A 17,186-nucleotide genomic window follows, 5' to 3' on the forward strand; every position below is an offset into this window, starting at 1 on the left:
GGCCGCCGTGGACCTCGTGAGCAGCGCGGGCGACGTGCTCGCCCGGATCTGGCAGGCAGCGACCACCCCCGTGCCCGCGCCGGAGCAGTCGGTGGTGCTGGCGACGGGCCTGGTCGCGTTCGCCGTGGTGCTCGTCTCCCCCGTGTGGAGGGTGGCCCGCCACGTCGTCACGATCGCGCACGAGGGGGCGCACGCGCTGGTGGCCACGCTGACCGGGCGCCGGCTGGACGCCATCCGCCTGCACTCCGACACCTCGGGGCTGACGGTCTCGGCGGGGCGCCCGCGCGGGTTCGGGATGATCGCCACCGCCTTCGCCGGGTACGTCGGGCCGGGACTGGTGGGGCTGGGCGCCGCGTGGCTGCTGCGCCACGGCTACGCCGTCGGGCTGCTGTGGCTGCTGGTGGTGCTGCTGGCGCTGCTGCTGCTCAAGATCCGCAACCTGTTCGGCCTGTGGTCGGTGCTGGTCGCGGGCGTGGCGCTCGTCGCCGTCTCCTGGTGGCTGGACGAGCCGACGCAGTCGGCGGTGGCGTACGCGGTGACATGGTTCCTGCTGCTCGGGTCGGTGCGGCCGGTGCTCGAGCTCCAGGCGCAGCGCGCCCGGCGGGCCGCGCGCCAGTCGGACGCCGACCAGCTCGCCCGGCTGACCGGGCTGCCCGGCATCCTCTGGGTGCTGCTCTTCCTGGTGGTCACCCTGGGCTCGCTGGTGCTCGGGGCGTCCTGGATCGTGGGCCCGGTGGCCTGACAGCCGCTCGCCCCGGGCGTCGCCCCGGGCGCAGGGACCGCGCAGGGCAGGGACCGGGCAGGAACGACGACGGCCGCGACACCTCCGAGGAGGGCCGCGGCCGCCGGTCGCGAGATCTTCAGGCCTGCGGGGTCAGCACGAACCCGGGGCCCTGGGCGGCCGGGTCGGTGTCGAGGGTGAGCGCGTCCAGGGCGGGCGCGGCGTCCTTCTCGACGAACACGTGCGTGGCACCGGCCTCGTCGACCACCTGGTCGTCGGGCAGCGGCGCGGGTACGAGCGCGAGCTCGAAGTTGCCGGGCTGGCCGGCGGACTGGGCGATGCGGAGACCACCCTCGGACGGGACGCCAGCCTGCTGGGCCAGGTCCTCGACAGCCGTGCGGGCGTTGTCGGTCACGGTGAGCACGCTGAGCTCCTCTCGTCGGTTCTTGCGGGCACTGTCCACCGAATCAAGATGGTCACGAGGTCGCAACGTTGAGACGCGATTGGGTGAATATCTCTCGGATGGCGAGACTCCGCGTGCGCTGAGTCACATCGGGTGATTAGGGTGCCCCGCCCGCACGCACCGGCTCTAGACACGGGTCGGTTCAGGTCCTGGCACCCCCTGCCGATGGGAGGGACGCCGACGCGCCGTGCGTCGGCGACCGACCCCCGGGACCGCCAGATGGAAACCACGCCCCTCGCGCCGACCGCGCGCCGGAGCCTGCCCGCAGCGCTGCTGGCCCTCGCCCTGGCCCTGGTGGGCCTCACCGCCGCGCCGCCCGCCGCCGCGAGCACACCTTCGGTCCGCTACGCCGCGCACGTGCAGGACGTCGGCTGGCAGGGCGAGGTGGCCGACGGCAGGACGGCCGGCACCAGCGGTCGCAGCCTCCGGGTCGAGGCGCTGAAGATCCGGCTCGTGGGCGCCCCCGCCGGCAGCGGCGTCGTGTACTCCACCCACGTGCAGGACGTCGGCTGGCAGGCCGAGGTCGCCAGCGGTGCCGTGGCCGGCACCACCGGGCGCTCCCTGCGCGTCGAGGCGGTGCGCATCCGGCTGACGGGCCCCGTCGCCGCCACCCACGAGCTGCGCTACCGCGCCCACGTGCAGAACGTCGGCTGGCAGGCCGAGGTCGCCAGCGGTGCCGTGGCCGGCACCAGCGGCCGCAGCCTGCGCGTCGAGGCCCTCGAGATCCGGCTCGTCCCCAAGCAGGCACCCACCGTCGCATACTCGGCCCACGTGCAGAACGTCGGCTGGCAGGGCGACGTCGTCGGCGGAGCCACCGCGGGCACCACCGGGCGCTCGCTGCGCGTCGAGGCGCTGCGCGCCCGGCTCGTCGGAGGCACCGAGAGCGGCTCCCTGACCTACACGGCGCACGTGCAGGACGTCGGCTGGCAGCCCCAGGTGCGCGACGGCGCCGTGGCCGGCACCAGCGGGCGGGGGCTACGCGTCGAGGCCGTCCGGTTCGACCTCACGGGGGACATCGGCAGGGCCTGGGACGTCTGCTACCGGGTCCACGCCCAGAACTTCGGCTGGATGTCGTGGGCCTGCAACGGGCAGTCGGCGGGCACCCAGGGGTTCGGTTACCGCGTCGAGGCGGTGCAGGTCACCATCGTGCCCGCCCGCTCGGTGATGCCCTCGGTCGGCGCCTACCGGGCCAAGGGCGCCGCCTACCAGACGCCGGGCGGCTACCTGCGCACGAGCGTGGCGGGATTCCCCACCTCCACGCACAACGGTGCCATCCCGTACAGCGTCCCCACCCTGCTGGTCGACCGGTCCTCGACGCGGCTCGAGCACATCGAGGCGCTCGTGGCGCACTCGCGGCTCTACGAGGGCATCCCCTACGAGCGCGACTCGCGCCGGTCCAACGTCAACCAGCCCTGGAACGGCACCGACTGCTCGGGCCTGGTGGTCCAGTCGCTGCTCGCCGCAGGGCTCGACGTCCGCGGCAACGACGCCGGCAGCAGGGGCAGGTGGTACCGGTCGTCGCAGCAGCTCTACGACCGGCCCGGGCTGCTGCACGTGCCGCTCGCCCAGAGGCAGCGGGGTGACCTGGTGTTCTACCAGCAGAACGGCCGGATCTACCACGTCGCCGTCTACCTGGGCGACGGCATGATGATGGAGGAGGACTCCACCTGGGGCGGCGGCGGGCGGATCACCAAGCTCCGCACCGGGGGTGGCCTGACCGCCGACGTCGTGCGGCCGTTCCCCTGACCTGCGCCGGGCGCCCTCAGCCCACCACGGGCACGTCGGTGAGCCGGAACGGCTTCGCGCCGAGCACGTCGTCGAGCTGCAGCGTCACCGTCTCGACGTCGCCCACGCTCGGGTACACCGCCACGAACCGGAGCGTCTGACCGCCGTCGACCCGCTGGAGCGTGTCCAGCTCGCCGAGCGTGTGCCACACCTCCTCCCCCTCGGGCCCCGTGCCCGCGAGGTAGTCGTACGGGTGCACCGCCGACGACCCGGCCATCAGGGTCAGCCCCAGCACGTGCCGCGGCACTGACGTGCCCTCGCCGCGGTAGGACCGGATGCCGCTCAGCGCCCCGGGGGCGATCGCCGAGTCCACCGCGTCGTCGAGCGCGGTGACGTCCAGGGTGACCAGCAGGGAGTCACCGACCCGCTCGACCGCCGGCGCTGTGCACCGCCACCGCCGCACGCCGTCGATCTCCACGCCCAGGGTCCCCGTGGCCACCGGGCCCTCGAACTCCGGCAGCTCGCCCGCCGACCCCACCTGGGAGCCCGAGGCGGCGCCGGACGTCAGCGTGAGCACCACCCGGCGGTTGGCGGCACGGTTCTCCTCCGTCGTGTTGGGCACCAGCGGCTGGGCCTCCCCGCGGCCCGACGGGCGCAGCTCGTAGCGGTCGGTGTCGATCAGACCGGCCAGCGCGTCCGCCACGGCCTGCGCCCGCCGTTCCGAGAGCACCTGGTTGGTCGCGGCGGCACCGACGTCGTCCGTGTGCCCCACGACCTCGACCACGCCGGGCGCACGGGTCGAGAGGCGCGCCGCAGCGGCCTCCACGACGGCGAGCGCCTCCGCGCCGAGGCTCGACGACCCGGAGTCGAACAGGACGTCGCCGCCCAGGTTGATCCGCACGTGCTCGGACGACTCCAGCACGTCCACCGCCCCTGACAGCTCGCGGGTGAACGACTCGAGCCCGTGCACCGGGGCCTCGGCGACGGCCTCCAGGTCGATCGGCCGCACCCTGCCGCCTGCGGCCGGCGCGCCGTCGTCGCCCGTGGCGAGCACGGGGGCAGGGACCTCGCCGTCGACCACCGGCACGGCCTCCAGGTACGCGCCCGGCAGCATGACACCCATCGTGCCGGTGCCCTCGGCCGGCGCCGCGAACGCCCGCTGCACGCGCACGCCGGGCGCGGGCAGCCGGTACAGCTCCTGCGGCGACCCGACGACCTCCCCCTCCTGCGACCGCGCCTGGACGTGCACGTGCTTGGTGCGCAGGTCGGCGAGGCGGACGTACTCACCGCGCAGCTCGCTGCCGAACCTGCCGCCCAGACGCACGTCCTCCTCGCCGTCGGGCACCAGGTCGTAGGTGAGCACCACGTGCTCACCGGCCCGCACCAGGGGATGGACGTCGACCGTCACCTCGGTGCCGCCCACGGTCAGCGGCACGCTCGCGACCACGTCCCCGGGCGCGGAGCGAACGGCCGCCTGCGCCGTCGTGCCGGAGCCGTCCTCGCCCGACGCCGGAGCGCCCGTGCACCCGCCGAGCAGCACCACCGCCAGGGCAGCCGCCAGCGGCCCGGCGGCACGGCGAGAGGTCCTGCGGGTCGCAGCAGCGCCGGTCAGAGGGTCGGAGAGCACGCGCATGGCCAGAGCATGCCGCAGGCGACGCGCCCGATCCAGAGGCGGCGGCGCCTCGCGCAGGTCCCGGCCGCCCGACCGCCCGGGACGCCTTCCCGCGTTCTCTGTGCCGGCGCGGCTCACCCGCCCGCGGGGATGACGTGGACGTGCTCTCGCAGCCGCTCCACGGTCCCGCTCTCCGGCGGCGCGTCCGTGATGATGCCCGCCACCGACTCGAGCGGGACGACGCGGTAGGGGGAGGCGGCGCCGATCTTCTCCGAGGATCCGAGCACGTAGGTCTCGGCGGCCTGCCCTGCCAGGACTCGCTTGATCGCCGCCTCGTCGGCGTCTCCCGTGGTGAGGCCGGCCTCTGGGTGGATGCCGGTCACCCCGAGGAAGAACACGTCCGCAGAGACCTGCTGCGCCGCCTCGACGGTGGCTGCCCCGCAGGCGACGGCGGAGTGCTTGAACAGCTTGCCGCCGAGGATCAGCACGTCGACGGTGGGGTGCTCGACCAGCGCTGCGGCCACCGTGGGGCTGTGGGTGACCACGGTGCAGCTCAGGCTGGCGGGCAGGCTGCGGGCCACGGCCAGGGCGGTGGTGCCTCCGTCGAGGATCACGGTGCTGCCGGGGCTGACGAGGCGGACCGCTGCCGAGGCCACGAGCTGCTTGCCGGCCACGGCCACCGTCTGGCGCCCGGAGTAGTCGGCGAGGGCGGGCGAGACGGGCAGCGCACCTCCGTAGACGCGCTGGCACAGCCCTTCGGCGGCGAGCTCGCGCAGGTCGCGCCGGATGCTGTCCTCAGACACGCCAAGGTCTGCGGCGACCGTCTTCGCGACGATCTTCCCGTCGCGACGGAGGGTCTCGAGGAGATGGTCACGCCGTTCAGCTGCCAGCATTTCTTCCCGTTCTTGCGTAGTCCTGCACGTTTCGGTCTAGTGTACGGCACATGACCAGACCCTTGATCGCCGGCCCCTACCAGTCCGGCACCGACGGCGAACCCGCAGCGATGGAAGCCAACCTGCGCCGGCTCGAGGAGGCCGCCTGGCCGATCTTCCGGGCCGGACACGTCCCCATGATCGGCGAGTGGGTGGCCCTGCCGGTGCTCCGCTCTGCCGGCGCGACGGTGCACGACGAGCTCGCCGCCGACGTCCTCTACCCCACCGCGCAGCGCCTGCTCCAGCACTGCGACGCCGTGCTGCGCCTCCCGGGCGAGTCGCGGGGCGCCGACCAGGACGTGGCGATCGCCCAGCGCCTCGGCCTGCCCGTCTACCACGACGTCGCCGAGATCCCCCCGGCCGTGGCGGCGGGCCGATGAGCGGCCGTCCGGGCATCGACGTCCCCGACCATCGCGGCCGCACAGGCCTCGACCAGGCCGGCCGGGACCTGCGGCGCAACCCGGACGTCGTCGTCCGCGACGTCGAGCTCACCTCCGCCGGCTGGCACGTGCTCCGACGCACGACCTTCGACTACCGCCGTCGGGACGGACGCTGGACCACCCAGCAGCGGGAGACCTACGACCGGGGCGACGGCGCGACCATCCTGCTCTACGACGACGACCGGTCCACGGTGCTTCTCACCCGGCAGTTCCGGTTCCCCGCCTACGTCAACGAGCACCCCGACGGGATGCTCGTCGAGACGGCGGCAGGGCTCCTCGACGGCGACGACCCCGAGACCGCGATCCGGCGCGAGGCCGGCGAGGAGCTCGGGGTCGCCGTCGGGCCCGTCACCCACGTCTTCGACGCCTACATGAGCCCCGGGTCGGTCACCGAGCGCGTCCGCTTCTACGCCGCCCCCTACACGCCGGAGGACCGCACCGGGCCGGGCGGCGGGCTGGAGGACGACGGCGAGGACATCGAGATCCTCGAGCTCGACCTCGACGAGGCGCTCGTCATGGTCGCCGACGGGCGGATCGTCGACGGCAAGACGATCATGCTGCTGCAGTGGAAGGCGCTCCAGGGGCATGCCGGCAGGTCGGCCGTGTCACGCTGACGCGCGGCTCACTCCCCACGGAACCACAGCGCTGCCAGACGGCGAGGACGTCACGCCGACGGCGCGGGGACCCGTGGCAGCACCCGCCGGAGGATGTCGGTCACCGTGACGACGCCGACGAGCCTCCCGTCCCGCACCACGACCGCGAGCTGCTCGCTCGCGGCCCGCATGCGGCCCAGCGCCTCGTACACCGCAGTCCCCGCCTCCAGCCTGATCGTGGGGCGCGACAGCTCCTCGGCGGGGCGGTCCAGCGGCTCGGCGAGCGTGTCCCGCACGTGGACGAGCCGGGGCGCCGCAGGGTCCGAGCCCTCGACGAGGATCCGCAGGTGGCGCGAGCGGATCGCGGCGGCCTGGACGTCGGCCACCGTCGCTCCGGCGGGCACCGCCGTGGGCGTGCTCCCCGGGGGCAGCAGGTCCTCCAGGGTGACGCTGTCCAGCTCCAGCACGGTGGAGATGTGCCTGCGGAACGACTCGTCGAGGGCCCCGACCGAGGCCGAGTGCTCCACGAGGTGCCGGATGGTGTCCGCGTCCCGTCCACCGACGGCGGCACGGTCCACCGGCGTGACGCCGCTGGCCGCCACGAGCCGGTTCGCGACCGAGTTGATCCACAGCAGCAGCGGCCGCAGCACCACCGCGAAGGCACGCGACGGCAGGCCGACCAGCCTCGCGGCGAGCTCCGGGTGAGCGATCGCCCACGACTTCGGGGCCATCTCGCCCACCACCAGGTGCAGGAACGTCACCAGCAGCAGCGACAGGGCGAACGCTGCGCCGTCCGCCAGCCAGGCGGACACCCCCCAGGACGTCAGCACCGGTCCGAGCCACGCGTCGACCGCGGGCTTGGTGACCGCGCCGAGGGCGAACGTGCAGGCCGTGATGCCGAGCTGCGCGACCGCGAGCATGAGCGTGAGCTCGTTGATGCCCCGCAGCGCCGCGCGGGCGGCCCTGCTCCGGACCGCCTCCGCCTCGAGCTTGGGCCGGCGCGCACCCAGCAGCGCGAACTCGATCACCACGAAGAACGCGCTGAGCGCGATGAGCAGCACGGTGACCACCGTGACGAGCAGCGGGTCGGTCATCGCTCCTCCTCGACCGGGAGACCGCCCCGCGTCCCCGGCGCGGACGCGCTCGTCGACAGGTCCTCACCCTCCACGACACGGGCGCTCAGGCTGCCCGGCACGTGCCGGTTCAGGGCCAGCACCTCCACGTCCAGGGCACGGTGGACAGGATGGTCGAGCACCAGGTCGCCCGGGTCGTCCGGCAACGGCACCCGGATGGTCTCGCCCACCTCCGGCAGCGCGCCCCGCTGCGCGATGAGCAGCCCGGCGAGGGTCTCGTAGTCGCCCGTCGGCAGCTCGTGGAGGATGGCCCGGCTCACCTCGTCCACGTGGACCTCTCCGTCGATGAGCCAGCTCCCGTCGCCCTGAGGAGCCACCGTGGCCGGGCGCTCGTCGTCGTGCTCGTCGGTGATCTCGCCGATGAGCTCCTCCGCGAGGTCCTCGACCGTGAGGATGCCGGTGAAGCCGCCGTACTCGTCGATCACGCACGCGAGCTGGTTCCGCGTCCGCGTCAGCTGCGCCAGCGCCTCCGGCAGGGCCATCAGCGCCGGCACCACCAGCGGCGGCCGCATGACGCTCGTCGCCGGAGCCTCCTGGTCAGCCGCCTCCAGGACGTCCACCAGGTGCACGACGCCGACCGGCTCGTCGTCCTCGTCGACCACCGGGTAGCGGGTGTGCCCCGACGCCATCAGCGCACGCAGCTCACCCACCGTGGTCTCGGGCGTCACCGTGTCCACGTGGGCGTGCGGGATCATGGCGTGCTCGACGTCCTGGCCCGGGAAGTCCAGCACCCGGTCGATCAGTAGCGACAGCTCGGCCGGCAGGTCTCCGCTCTCCCGCGACTCGGCCACGGCACGCTTGAGCTCCTCGGCCGTCACGCTCGGGTCCAGGTCGTGCACCGGCTCCACCCGCAGCAGCCTCAGCAGCGCGTTGGCCGCGTGGTCGAACACCGTGATCAACCAGCCGAACACCGTGAGGTAGACGAGCGTCGAGCCGGCGAGCCTCCTGGCCAGCGGCTCGGGGCTCGCGATGGCGAGGTTCTTCGGGTACAGCTCGCCGAAGATCATCTGGACGACGGTCGCCACCACGAGGGCCAGCACCGTGCCCACCGAGATGCTCACGGCCGGTGCGACCCCCGCACCGCCGAGCAGCACCCCCAAGGACTCACCGACCAGCGGCTCGGCCACGTAACCGACCAGCAGACCGGTGACCGTGATGCCGAGCTGCGCACCGGAGAGCATGAACGACGTCCGGCGCGTCACCTTGAGCGCCCGCTGCGCCGCCACGTCACCGGCCTCGGCACGCGCCCCGAGCCTGGCCCGGTCGACCGACATGTACGCGAACTCCTGCGCCACGAAGTATCCGTTGGCGGCGATGATCGCCAGAATCGCGAGGATCCCGACCAGGAGCGTGAGCACAGCCGCCGTCATGGCCGCCTCACCACCATCCGCCCGCCGGCCCACCACGGCCCGCGGACACGAACGTCAACGTGGCGACAACTATGACTCGGGCCGTCGGACGACGGCCCAGGGCTCGCGGACGAGTCCATGTGCGGCTTCACACCCCAACTGTCGGCATCTGACGATCCCGATCATACGAACCGGGACCGTCGGAGCGCGCCCTGTGACACAGGAGCCGGGCAGGTGTCGCGTCAGGCGCCGCCGAACCATCGCGCGAGATGCTCACCAAGGTCGCCCGCACCGCTCGACCAGGCGACGTGCCCGTCCGGCCGCAGCAGCACCGCGTCCACGCCGAGCCCGTCGCTCGTGTCGACGACGTGGTCCACCCGCCCCTCCCAGCCCTCAGCCGTGAGACGCCCGGTCTGGTCCAGGAGGAGCCCCCGTCCCTGGTGCATGAGCTCGTAGAGACGCCTGCCGCTCCCGAGCCGCACGTCGCTCACGCGGCGACCGCGCAGGTCGTCGCCGCCGAGGTCGTAGCGGACGCCCAGGGCGGTGACCTTCTCGACGAGGTGCCGAGCCACGCCCGGCAGGTCCATCAGCTCGGACAGCAGACGGCGCACCGCGAGAGGTCCCGGCTCCAGCCGCAGCAGCTCGGGCTGCGCCCGCGTGCTGTCGAGCACGTCGCCAGCCACCGGGCGGCGTTCCGCCTCATAGGTGTCGAGCAGCCCCTCGGGGGCCCACCCGGCGACCTCGGCGGCAAGCTTCCAGCCGAGGTTGAAGGCGTCCTGCAGACCCAGGTTGAGCCCCTGCCCACCGAGCGGCGGGTGGACGTGCGCGGCGTCCCCCGCGAGGAGCACACGGCCGGCGCGATAGCGCTCGACCAGCCGGGTCGCGTCACCGAAGCGCGAGAGCCAGCGCGGGGAGTGCGCACCGAAGTCCGTGCCGGCGACCGCCCGCACGCGCCCCGTGAACTCCTCGAACGTCGGCGGCGCCGCCCGGTCGCTCACCCCTTCCGCAGGCACCACGCCACGGAAGGTGCCCGTCCCCGAGGGCCCGACGCCGAACCCCAGGTTCGTCTTGCGCACCTCGGCCACCACGGCCGCGACCTCCTCGGCCGGCACGTCGACGTCGAACTCGGCGAGCAACCACTCGTTCGACGCCGGCTCCCCCGGAAAGCCCAGTCCGAGCAGCTTGCGCACCGTGCTGCGTCCCCCGTCGCACGCCACCACGTAGCGCGCCCGCAACCGCTCGCCACCCGCGAGCTCGACCGTGACCGCCTCGTCGTCCTGATCCAGCCCGACCACCGGCTGCCCCCGCCGGATCTCGACGCCGCGCTCCGCCGCGTGCTCCAGCAGCAGCCGCTCCACCTCGGTCTGCCGCAGCCCGAGCACGTACGGGTACGTCGTGTCCAGCTCCGGCGCAGGCTTCTGGATGCCGGCGAAGTGCCCGCCCACCGGGTACGTCTGCCCGGCATCCAGGAAGCGGTCCGCGATGCCGCGCAGGGCGAGCACCTCGATGCTGCGGGCGTGCAGACCGAGCGCGCGCACCACCCTCGTCGGCTCCGCGTCACGCTCCAGCACGACGGCGTCCACCCCGTGCAGCGCCAGCTCGGTGGCCAGCCACACACCGGTCGGACCGGCCCCCACCACGATCACGTCGTACATCTCGGCCCCTCGTTCGGATCGGCCGTCGAGTCTGCCTCTCCCCGGGGGCCTTGCGGCAAGAGGGTGGGTGCGCCATAGTCTGATGACGGCAGGGAGACACGGTCTCCTTGCCATCGTCGTCTCTCGGCCCAGGACGCGCAGCGCGCACCACGACCGCCGCTCACCGGACGCCGTCGCCCGGGTAGCCTTGCGGGGCGACGAGCACGTCGACAGGCGAAGAGGCTCCCCCTCCCCTGCACCCCAGGTCGTCCTGTCCCGTTCGTGCTCGTCCCGGGCCTCTAGCTCAATTGGCAGAGCTGCGGACTTTTAATCCGTAGGTTGTGGGTTCGAGCCCCACGGGGCCCACCATTCCGACTGGAGGGACCGGCCCGATCTACCGTCCTGGCAGGCAGTCGGCAGAGGGGTGGGTCGCGGACGGCGGCGCGCGGACGCGTCGCGAGCACGGACAGCCCACCGCGGCGGTGGCCGATGGCGGCGCTTCCCTCTGCGGCGACCTCGCCGCACGACGGAAATGTCTACAGCGCATGTCAGTCAAGCACCCGCCAGGTGCACCGAATGTCGGCCGGCCCGCCTCAGCAGAGCGCCCGGTACTCCTTGAGCCCTTCGGTGGTGGAGGCGACGTCGAGCTGCACGTCCTGCTGGGTGCCGGCGTCGATCGCGGTGCGCAGCTGTGTGAAGGGCACGCGCACCTTGTCGAGCGCGGCCGAGAACTCTTCGGGGACGCGCCCCTGGAGCTGGGCGAGGTCCTGGTCGACGTCGTAGGCGTTCGAGGCCGTCTCGTCGGTGAGCCCTCCGCTGACTCCGACGATCGCCTGGCCCACCCGTCGTTCGAGGGGTGCGTCCCCGGTCAGGTACATCGCGGCGCAGGCCTGTGCGGCGTCGAGCGGCCCGTGGCTGGGCACGGCGGTCACGGAGACCGACGGGGTGCCCGACGGCGTGGGGGCGGCTTCGTCGTCGGTGCCGGTGCAGGCGGCGAGGCCGAGGGCGAGCAGGGCGGCGACGGGCGCCGCTGCGGCGCGCAGTCGGCGGGTTCGGGCCGGGCGGTGATCACGCATGGCGTTCATGGTCGCACCGGTTAGTGTCCGTCCCGTGACCGCGTCCGCCCGCACCGCACCGCCCGTCGTCGTCGCGCACCGCGGCAGCTCCTCGGTGGCACCGCAGAACACGATGGCGGCGTTCGAGGCTGCCTGGCGCGCGGGTGCCGGGATGATCGAGCTGGACGTCCAGCTCTCCGCGGACGGTGAGGTCGTGGTCATCCACGACGACACGGTGGACGCGACGACGGACGGCACCGGCCCGGTCGCCGGGCACGATCTCGCCGCGCTGCGCGCCCTGGACGCGGGCGCGTGGTTCGCGCCTGCCTTCGCGGGGCAGCGTGTGCCCACGCTCGGTGAGGTGCTGACGTTCCTCCGCGAGCGCCCCGGCACCGACCTGCTGCTGGAGCTGAAGGACTCGTGGTCCCCTGACGACGCCCGGCGTGTCACCTCGGCGGTGGACGCCGCAGGGCTGGGCGACCGGGTGGTGGTGCAGTCGTTCGACGTCGGCACGGTGGCCGCGCTCCGTGACGTCGCACCGCATCTGCGGCGTGGCCTGCTCCTGGAGGAGCCTCACGAGCGGGTCCTGGAGGTGTGCGCGGAGCTCGGTGCGACGGCGTGCAACCCGTCGGTGGAGATGATGCTGGAGGACGACGCCCTGGTCACACGCCTGCACGCCGCGGGACTCCAGGTGATGGTGTGGACGGCGAACCTGGTGCCACAGTGGGAGGCGCTGGTGGCGGCCGACGGCGGCACGGGGGTGGACGCGATCATCACCGACCGGCCTGACCGGCTCGCGGGGTGGCTGGCCGGACGAGCGGCCGCCTGAGCCGCCCCGGTCCCGCTCTGCCTCAGCGGCTGCGCCGCTGCGGCTCTGCGCCGGCCGCGCTCTCTCCGTCGGGCGCGGTCCCGCCCCCTGGCTCGGTACCTTCCTCGTTCTCGTCAGGCGTGTCGGCGTCCCGCGGTGCACGAGCCGGGTCCTCGTCGTTCTCCGGCTCCTGACCCGCGGCAGCAGCGGCGTTGCGCTCCTCCAACGCCTCTTCCCCGGGCCCGCCGAAGGCGCGCGACCGTTCCTCGGCGGCGGCGCTGCCGGAGAACAGGGCCGAGCTCTCGGGCCCCCCGGCGTCGTCCACCGTGTCGATCAGCACCGTCTCCTCGGCCTCGGGCGTGAGCGCTGCGGGCCCCAGCAGCACCGTCTCGGCGGCGGGGCGGCGCGGCATGACGGCGGGCGGCCCCGAGGGCCGTGTGGAACGCACGGACCTGCGGTGCGGCGCGCTGCCTGCCGCCGTCTCGCGCCCGCCGTCGTCGTCCTCTCCTCGCGTGTCGTCGTGCTCGCCGTCGAGGCCCTCCGCACCCCCCGCGCCACCACCAGCGCCATCAGCACCGTCAGCACTGTCAGCACTGTCAGCACCGGCGTCCTGCTCCGGCGTCGCGCCGCCCTCGGCCTCCCCCAGCGGCGGGAGGGCAGGCTCACCGAGGAACCCACCGCCGTCGGCCCCCAGGCCCTCGAACCGGGTGCGCGGCAGCGCCCCGGGCGCGGACCGCTGCAACCACTCCACGAGGCCCTCGCGCACGAAGCACCGCAGGTCGAACAGCGTGGGGCCGTCCTTGGCGCTGACCAGCACGCGCACGCGCACGAACCCGCCCGTCGCCTCGGTGACCTGCAGGATGCCCACGCGCTCGTCCCACAGCTCGGTGCGCTCCAGCAGCCGGGCGAGCTCGGCACGCATGGCGCGCAGCGGCACCCTGAAGTCGAGGTCGAGCTCCACGGTGCCGAGCAGCTCGGCCGAGCGGCGGGTCCAGTTCTGGAACGGCGTGGTGGTGAAGTAGGTGCAGGGCAGCACCAGGCGCCGGTCGTCCCACACGTGGACGACGACGTAGGTGAGGGTGATCTCCTCGATGCGGCCCCACTCGCCCTCGAGCACGACGACGTCGTCCACGCGGATCGCGTCGGTGAACGCGATCTGCATCCCGGCGAACACGTTGGCGAGCGACGTCTGCGCGGCCAGGCCCGCGACGATCGAGATGAGCCCGGCCGAGGCGAAGATGCTGGCCCCCGCAGCCCGGGCGCCGGGGAAGGTGAGCAGCACGGCGGCGACACCGCACACCACCAGCACGGCGATGGTCAGGCGCCGCACCACCGTGATCTGCGTCCGCACGCGGCGCGCGTGCCGGTTGTCGACGACGTCGGTGCGCAGCCGCGCCAGCGACCTGTCCTCGATCACGAAGGCCAGCGCCCCCACCAGCCAGGTGAAGCAGACGATCCCCGCCACGAGGAGCACGTGGTGCAGCGCCGGGAGCCACGGCTCGTCCGGGTCTGCGGTGAGCCGGACGGCGACGGCGACGGCCGCCGTCATGAGCAGCGCCCGCGTGGGGCGCCGCATCCGCAGCGACAGCTCGCGGGCCAGGGGGCTGCGCCGCCCCACGCGACGCACCGCCACGGACAGCACCGTGGTGAGCACGAACGCGAGGACGACGGCGGCCGCCGCCCAGGCGAGGGTCAGGCCGAGGTTGGCGGTCGTCTCCAGGTCAGGGGTCTCGAGGAGCATCCAGGCCAGGTTAGGAACGACCTCGCGGTCCACGCAGCGCGCGCGGTGCGTGCAGCCACGGCTTGAGGCGTCCGGTGACCCACGGCAGCACCCAGAACGCCATGATCGGCGTCAGCACCAAGGTGGAGACCAGCACGCGGAGCACCACGTTCCAGTCGTGGGAGGCGGGTACCAGCCAGCCGAACAGGGCTGTGAAGGCCAGGTTGACGGGGAAGAACCCGAGCCAGATCGCCACCGCCTGCTTCCAGGGCGGCGGGGCGGGCAGCAGGGGCGGTCCGGCAGGCTGGTCCTGCCGGACCGGGGAGTCGAACCAGCCCTCGATGCCGGTGCGGCGCTCGACGCGCTGCTCCTCCACGAGCCCGCGGCCCTGAGCCAGCCACTGCGCACGCTCCTGCGACTGCTCCCACGCCTCGAGGCGGGCGGCGTCGGCGAACCGGTAGAGCATGTACCAGTCGGCGGAGCCCTCGGACGCACGGATCCAGCCGGAGCCGAGGAACCCGTCCCAGCGGTTGGCCAGCCGCACGCCCGCCTGGACCCAGGCGGTCACCTCGGGCACCCGGTCGGGGCTCACCACGCGGTGGATGGACACGGTGACCGGCTCGGCGCTCGGTACGGACGTCATGGGGGCAGTGTTCGGCGGGGATGTTGCGCTCACATCACGACGGCCTCGGGCGAGACGTACGGTCCCGCCATCCGGACGGGCGGCGTGCCGGACGCCTGTCCGACTCGTGGCGCCGCGTCCCTTCTTCACGCGCGACTCACGTGACAGTCCGCACACTCACCCCCGGATCGCCACCCGGAGGGAAGTTCTGCGCCGGGATCTGGTTGAGGATGGGACGAGCCCGCGGGCGTCCGGCCGATGCGCCGTCGATGTGCCCCCGCCGCTCCCCTCTCCCCCGAAGCACCGAGGAACTTCAGCGTGCCCCAGCAGTACCCCACCCGTGCCTCCCTGCGCCCCCAGACCGGTGCGGCGACCCGCCGCCACCGCCGTGCCCGGGCCGGCGCCGCCTGCGGCGTCGCCCTGGTCACCGCCGCAGCCATCACCACCACCACGCTCACCGCCCAGTCGGCCGCGACCCTCGGCGCGGGCGCCCCCGCCGAGCCGGCCACCGCTCCCGCCGATCCGACCCCGGCTCCCGCGCCCGAGCCCGTCGCGGACGCCCCGCAGGTGGTCGACGCCGTGACGACCGCGTCGCAGGAGCTCGCCCGCGCCGAGTCCATGACGGCCCAGGCCGCTGCGGCCCCGCCCCAGGAGCTCGCCCAGGTCCACGCGGCCACCGCCGTCGTGCGCGAGCTGGTGCGCCGCGGCACGGCCACCACGCCGCAGGAGGCCGAGCCGACCCCGGAGACCTCCCCCGAGGCGGTGGCCGCCGCCGACGCCGCGATCGAGGCCGTCGAGGCCGCCGCCCAGGAGGCTCCGGCCGACGGCGAGGGCTCCCCCGCCGCAGCGGGCGACCCCGCCGCAGTGCCGGCCGCGCCTCAGGCGGTCGAGGCCACGCCCGCCGGGGCGGCCGAGCCGACGTCGGAGCAGGATGCAGCGCCGACGGCGGAGCAGGCCGCCGAGCCGACCGTGGAGCGGGCTGCCGAGCCGCCGACGAAGCAGGCCGCCGAGGCGACCGCGGAGCGGGCTGCCGAGGCGCCGGACGAGACGGCACCAGCCACGACGGCGTCCGGGGCCGTGCTCACCGACCCCGACGTCGCGGCGGACGCCATCGCCCACGTGACCGAGCAGCTCACTCACGCCCTGGCCGCGGCGGAGGCCGCTGCGGCTGCTGCTGCGCAGGCCGCTGCCGCAGCAGCCGCCGCCGCGGCGGCGGCCCCACCCACGCCGGCCGAGGTGATCGAGGACCAGGCCGCGCAGGGCCGCGCCGACGCGGCCCGCCTCGCAGGGCTCGCCGGGTCGACGTCCGGCCAGAGCAACGGCCGCATCCCGGGCAGCGTGCTGTGCGACCTCTCCTGGGCGTCCGCGCACGCCCTGCGGTGCGACGCCGCAGCCCAGCTCGAGCGCCTGAACGTGGCGTTCCGGGCACAGTTCGGCGCAGACCTCGAGATCACCGACTCCTACCGCTCCTACGCCTCCCAGGTGGCCACCAAGGCCACCAAGGGATACCTCGCCGCCAAGCCCGGCTTCTCGAACCACGGCTGGGGCCTGGCGGTCGACCTCGGCTCCGAGGTCAACACCGCGGGCAGCACCCAGCACGCCTGGATGCGTGAGCACGCCCCGCAGTTCGGCTGGGACAACCCCGCCTGGGCCCGGCCCGGCGGCAGCAAGCCCGAGCCGTGGCACTGGGAGTACAGCCCGCTCTGACGAGCCCCGAGGGGGTGCACGAATTTCACCCGGTCCGGTACGGTCCAGGACCACGCGCCCACCCGCGCAGCCCGACCAGGCGCCCCCGACCGGAGGACTGACCGTGAGGCAGCACCACCCGACCCCTGCGTCGACGCGCGACCAGGCGAACCCGGAGGCGCGGCCCCGTCCCTCCCGGCACGGGCGGCCCCGCCGGCCCGCCCGCAGGCGGCCACGCGCCGTCGTCCTGACCCTCGGCATGGCCCTCGCCGCCGTGACCGCCCTGGCCACCGGCGCCGACTCCGCCGATCGCCGCCCCGTCCTGGACGCCCGGGAGTGGGACCGGCAGGTCCCGAGCTCGTGGGCCGCCGCGCCAGGCCGCGCCGCCGCCGGGACGGAGCCGTCCCCGGCGGACGACGCGGACCTGACAGCCCAGGACGCGGAACTGCTGGGACCGGACGACCTCACGGACCCCGACGCGGCGCCCGAGGCCGCCGACCTGGCGGGCCCCCAGCCCCGAGACCTGGCCGGCCCGGAAGGGGAGGCCGACCCGGCGGCGGGTGACACCGTCTCCGCACCCGCCGAGGTGCCGCAGGAGGTTCAGGCCGGGCACCCCGCAGCGCCCGCGGCTCCCCCGGCCGAGGCCGCCGCACCCACCAGCGCCCCCGCCGCCCCGGCCGAGCCCTCCCCGGC

Annotated in this window: 15 protein-coding genes, 1 tRNA gene and 1 pseudogene; 8 read left to right on the forward strand and 9 right to left on the reverse strand. The window is 74.3% G+C overall.

Features of this window, described 5'->3' with window-relative positions:
- Window positions 1-7 precede the first annotated feature (7 nt).
- Window positions 8-742, forward strand: coding sequence for a M50 family metallopeptidase (locus tag DNL40_RS15000; RefSeq protein ID WP_425450790.1), 735 nt, complete (start codon window positions 8-10; stop codon window positions 740-742).
- A 118-nt stretch (window positions 743-860) separates the two neighbouring features.
- Here the strand turns inward: DNL40_RS15000 and DNL40_RS15005 are convergent, their stop codons facing one another.
- Window positions 861-1,145: a Fe-S cluster assembly protein HesB gene (locus DNL40_RS15005; protein ID WP_111252072.1), complete on the reverse strand. Its 285-nt coding sequence runs from the start codon at window positions 1,143-1,145 to the stop codon at window positions 861-863.
- Window positions 1,146-1,403: 258 nt separating this feature from the next.
- On the opposite strand from DNL40_RS15005, the gene DNL40_RS15010 reads away from it, so the two are divergent.
- Window positions 1,404-2,930 (forward strand): NlpC/P60 family protein, encoded by a 1,527-nt coding sequence (locus DNL40_RS15010; RefSeq protein WP_179951098.1) that lies wholly within the window; start codon window positions 1,404-1,406, stop codon window positions 2,928-2,930.
- A gap of 16 nt (window positions 2,931-2,946) precedes the next feature.
- Here DNL40_RS15010 and DNL40_RS15015 read toward each other — a convergent pair whose 3' ends face one another.
- Window positions 2,947-4,542 carry an OmpA family protein gene (locus DNL40_RS15015; RefSeq protein ID WP_111252074.1) on the reverse strand — a complete coding sequence of 532 codons (1,596 nt, stop codon included), beginning with the start codon at window positions 4,540-4,542 and terminating at the stop codon, window positions 2,947-2,949.
- A 113-nt stretch (window positions 4,543-4,655) separates the two neighbouring features.
- Window positions 4,656-5,414 carry a DeoR/GlpR family DNA-binding transcription regulator gene (locus DNL40_RS15020; protein WP_111252075.1) on the reverse strand — a complete coding sequence of 253 codons (759 nt, stop codon included), beginning with the start codon at window positions 5,412-5,414 and terminating at the stop codon, window positions 4,656-4,658.
- Window positions 5,415-5,464: 50 nt separating this feature from the next.
- Between DNL40_RS15020 and DNL40_RS15025 the strand changes: the two genes are divergently transcribed.
- A complete protein-coding gene (locus DNL40_RS15025; RefSeq protein WP_111252076.1) occupies window positions 5,465-5,833 on the forward strand; it encodes a DUF4406 domain-containing protein in 369 nt (122 codons plus the stop codon).
- Window positions 5,830-6,507: an NUDIX domain-containing protein gene (locus DNL40_RS15030; RefSeq protein ID WP_111252077.1), complete on the forward strand. Its 678-nt coding sequence runs from the start codon at window positions 5,830-5,832 to the stop codon at window positions 6,505-6,507. The genes DNL40_RS15025 and DNL40_RS15030 overlap by 4 nt, the downstream gene beginning before the upstream one ends.
- A 50-nt stretch (window positions 6,508-6,557) precedes the next feature.
- On the opposite strand, the gene DNL40_RS15035 is transcribed toward DNL40_RS15030, so the two are convergent.
- The 3 genes from DNL40_RS15035 to DNL40_RS15045 form a co-directional block, all read right to left on the reverse strand.
- The gene (locus tag DNL40_RS15035; RefSeq protein WP_111252078.1) at window positions 6,558-7,580 is read right to left on the reverse strand and encodes a CNNM domain-containing protein; all 1,023 of its coding nucleotides are present in this window, start codon (window positions 7,578-7,580) and stop codon (window positions 6,558-6,560) included.
- Window positions 7,577-8,989 (reverse strand): hemolysin family protein, encoded by a 1,413-nt coding sequence (locus tag DNL40_RS15040; RefSeq protein WP_111252079.1) that lies wholly within the window; start codon window positions 8,987-8,989, stop codon window positions 7,577-7,579. The genes DNL40_RS15035 and DNL40_RS15040 overlap by 4 nt, the downstream gene beginning before the upstream one ends.
- A 221-nt stretch (window positions 8,990-9,210) precedes the next feature.
- On the reverse strand, window positions 9,211-10,623 hold the full coding sequence (locus DNL40_RS15045) for an FAD-dependent monooxygenase (RefSeq protein ID WP_111252080.1): 1,413 nt from the start codon (window positions 10,621-10,623) through the stop codon (window positions 9,211-9,213).
- A gap of 272 nt (window positions 10,624-10,895) precedes the next feature.
- Here DNL40_RS15045 and DNL40_RS15050 point away from each other — a divergent pair.
- Window positions 10,896-10,971: transfer RNA gene (locus tag DNL40_RS15050), tRNA-Lys, on the forward strand.
- Window positions 10,972-11,195: 224 nt separating this feature from the next.
- On the opposite strand, the gene DNL40_RS15055 is transcribed toward DNL40_RS15050, so the two are convergent.
- Window positions 11,196-11,678 (reverse strand): hypothetical protein, encoded by a 483-nt coding sequence (locus DNL40_RS15055; protein WP_111252081.1) that lies wholly within the window; start codon window positions 11,676-11,678, stop codon window positions 11,196-11,198.
- Between the two features lie 34 nt (window positions 11,679-11,712).
- On the opposite strand from DNL40_RS15055, the gene DNL40_RS15060 reads away from it, so the two are divergent.
- Entirely contained in the window at window positions 11,713-12,486 is a 774-nt protein-coding gene (locus DNL40_RS15060) for a glycerophosphodiester phosphodiesterase (protein WP_245885973.1), read from the forward strand.
- Between the two features lie 22 nt (window positions 12,487-12,508).
- On the opposite strand, the gene DNL40_RS15065 is transcribed toward DNL40_RS15060, so the two are convergent.
- Together DNL40_RS15065 and DNL40_RS15070 are read right to left on the reverse strand one after the other, a co-directional pair.
- Window positions 12,509-14,206, reverse strand: coding sequence for a mechanosensitive ion channel domain-containing protein (locus DNL40_RS15065; protein ID WP_111252082.1), 1,698 nt, complete (start codon window positions 14,204-14,206; stop codon window positions 12,509-12,511).
- Between the two features lie 10 nt (window positions 14,207-14,216).
- Entirely contained in the window at window positions 14,217-14,828 is a 612-nt protein-coding gene (locus tag DNL40_RS15070) for an antibiotic biosynthesis monooxygenase (RefSeq protein WP_111252083.1), read from the reverse strand.
- Window positions 14,829-15,125: 297 nt separating this feature from the next.
- Between DNL40_RS15070 and DNL40_RS15075 the strand changes: the two genes are divergently transcribed.
- Complete coding sequence (locus tag DNL40_RS15075; protein ID WP_111252084.1) at window positions 15,126-16,514, forward strand: M15 family metallopeptidase; 1,389 nt, start codon at window positions 15,126-15,128, stop codon at window positions 16,512-16,514.
- A 238-nt stretch (window positions 16,515-16,752) separates the two neighbouring features.
- Window positions 16,753-17,186 (forward strand): annotated as a pseudogene (locus DNL40_RS16535) (hypothetical protein); the annotation flags it as partial.

This window comes from Xylanimonas oleitrophica, from assembly GCF_003244315.1.
Classification (GTDB): Bacteria; Actinomycetota; Actinomycetes; order Actinomycetales; family Cellulomonadaceae; genus Xylanimonas_A; species Xylanimonas_A oleitrophica.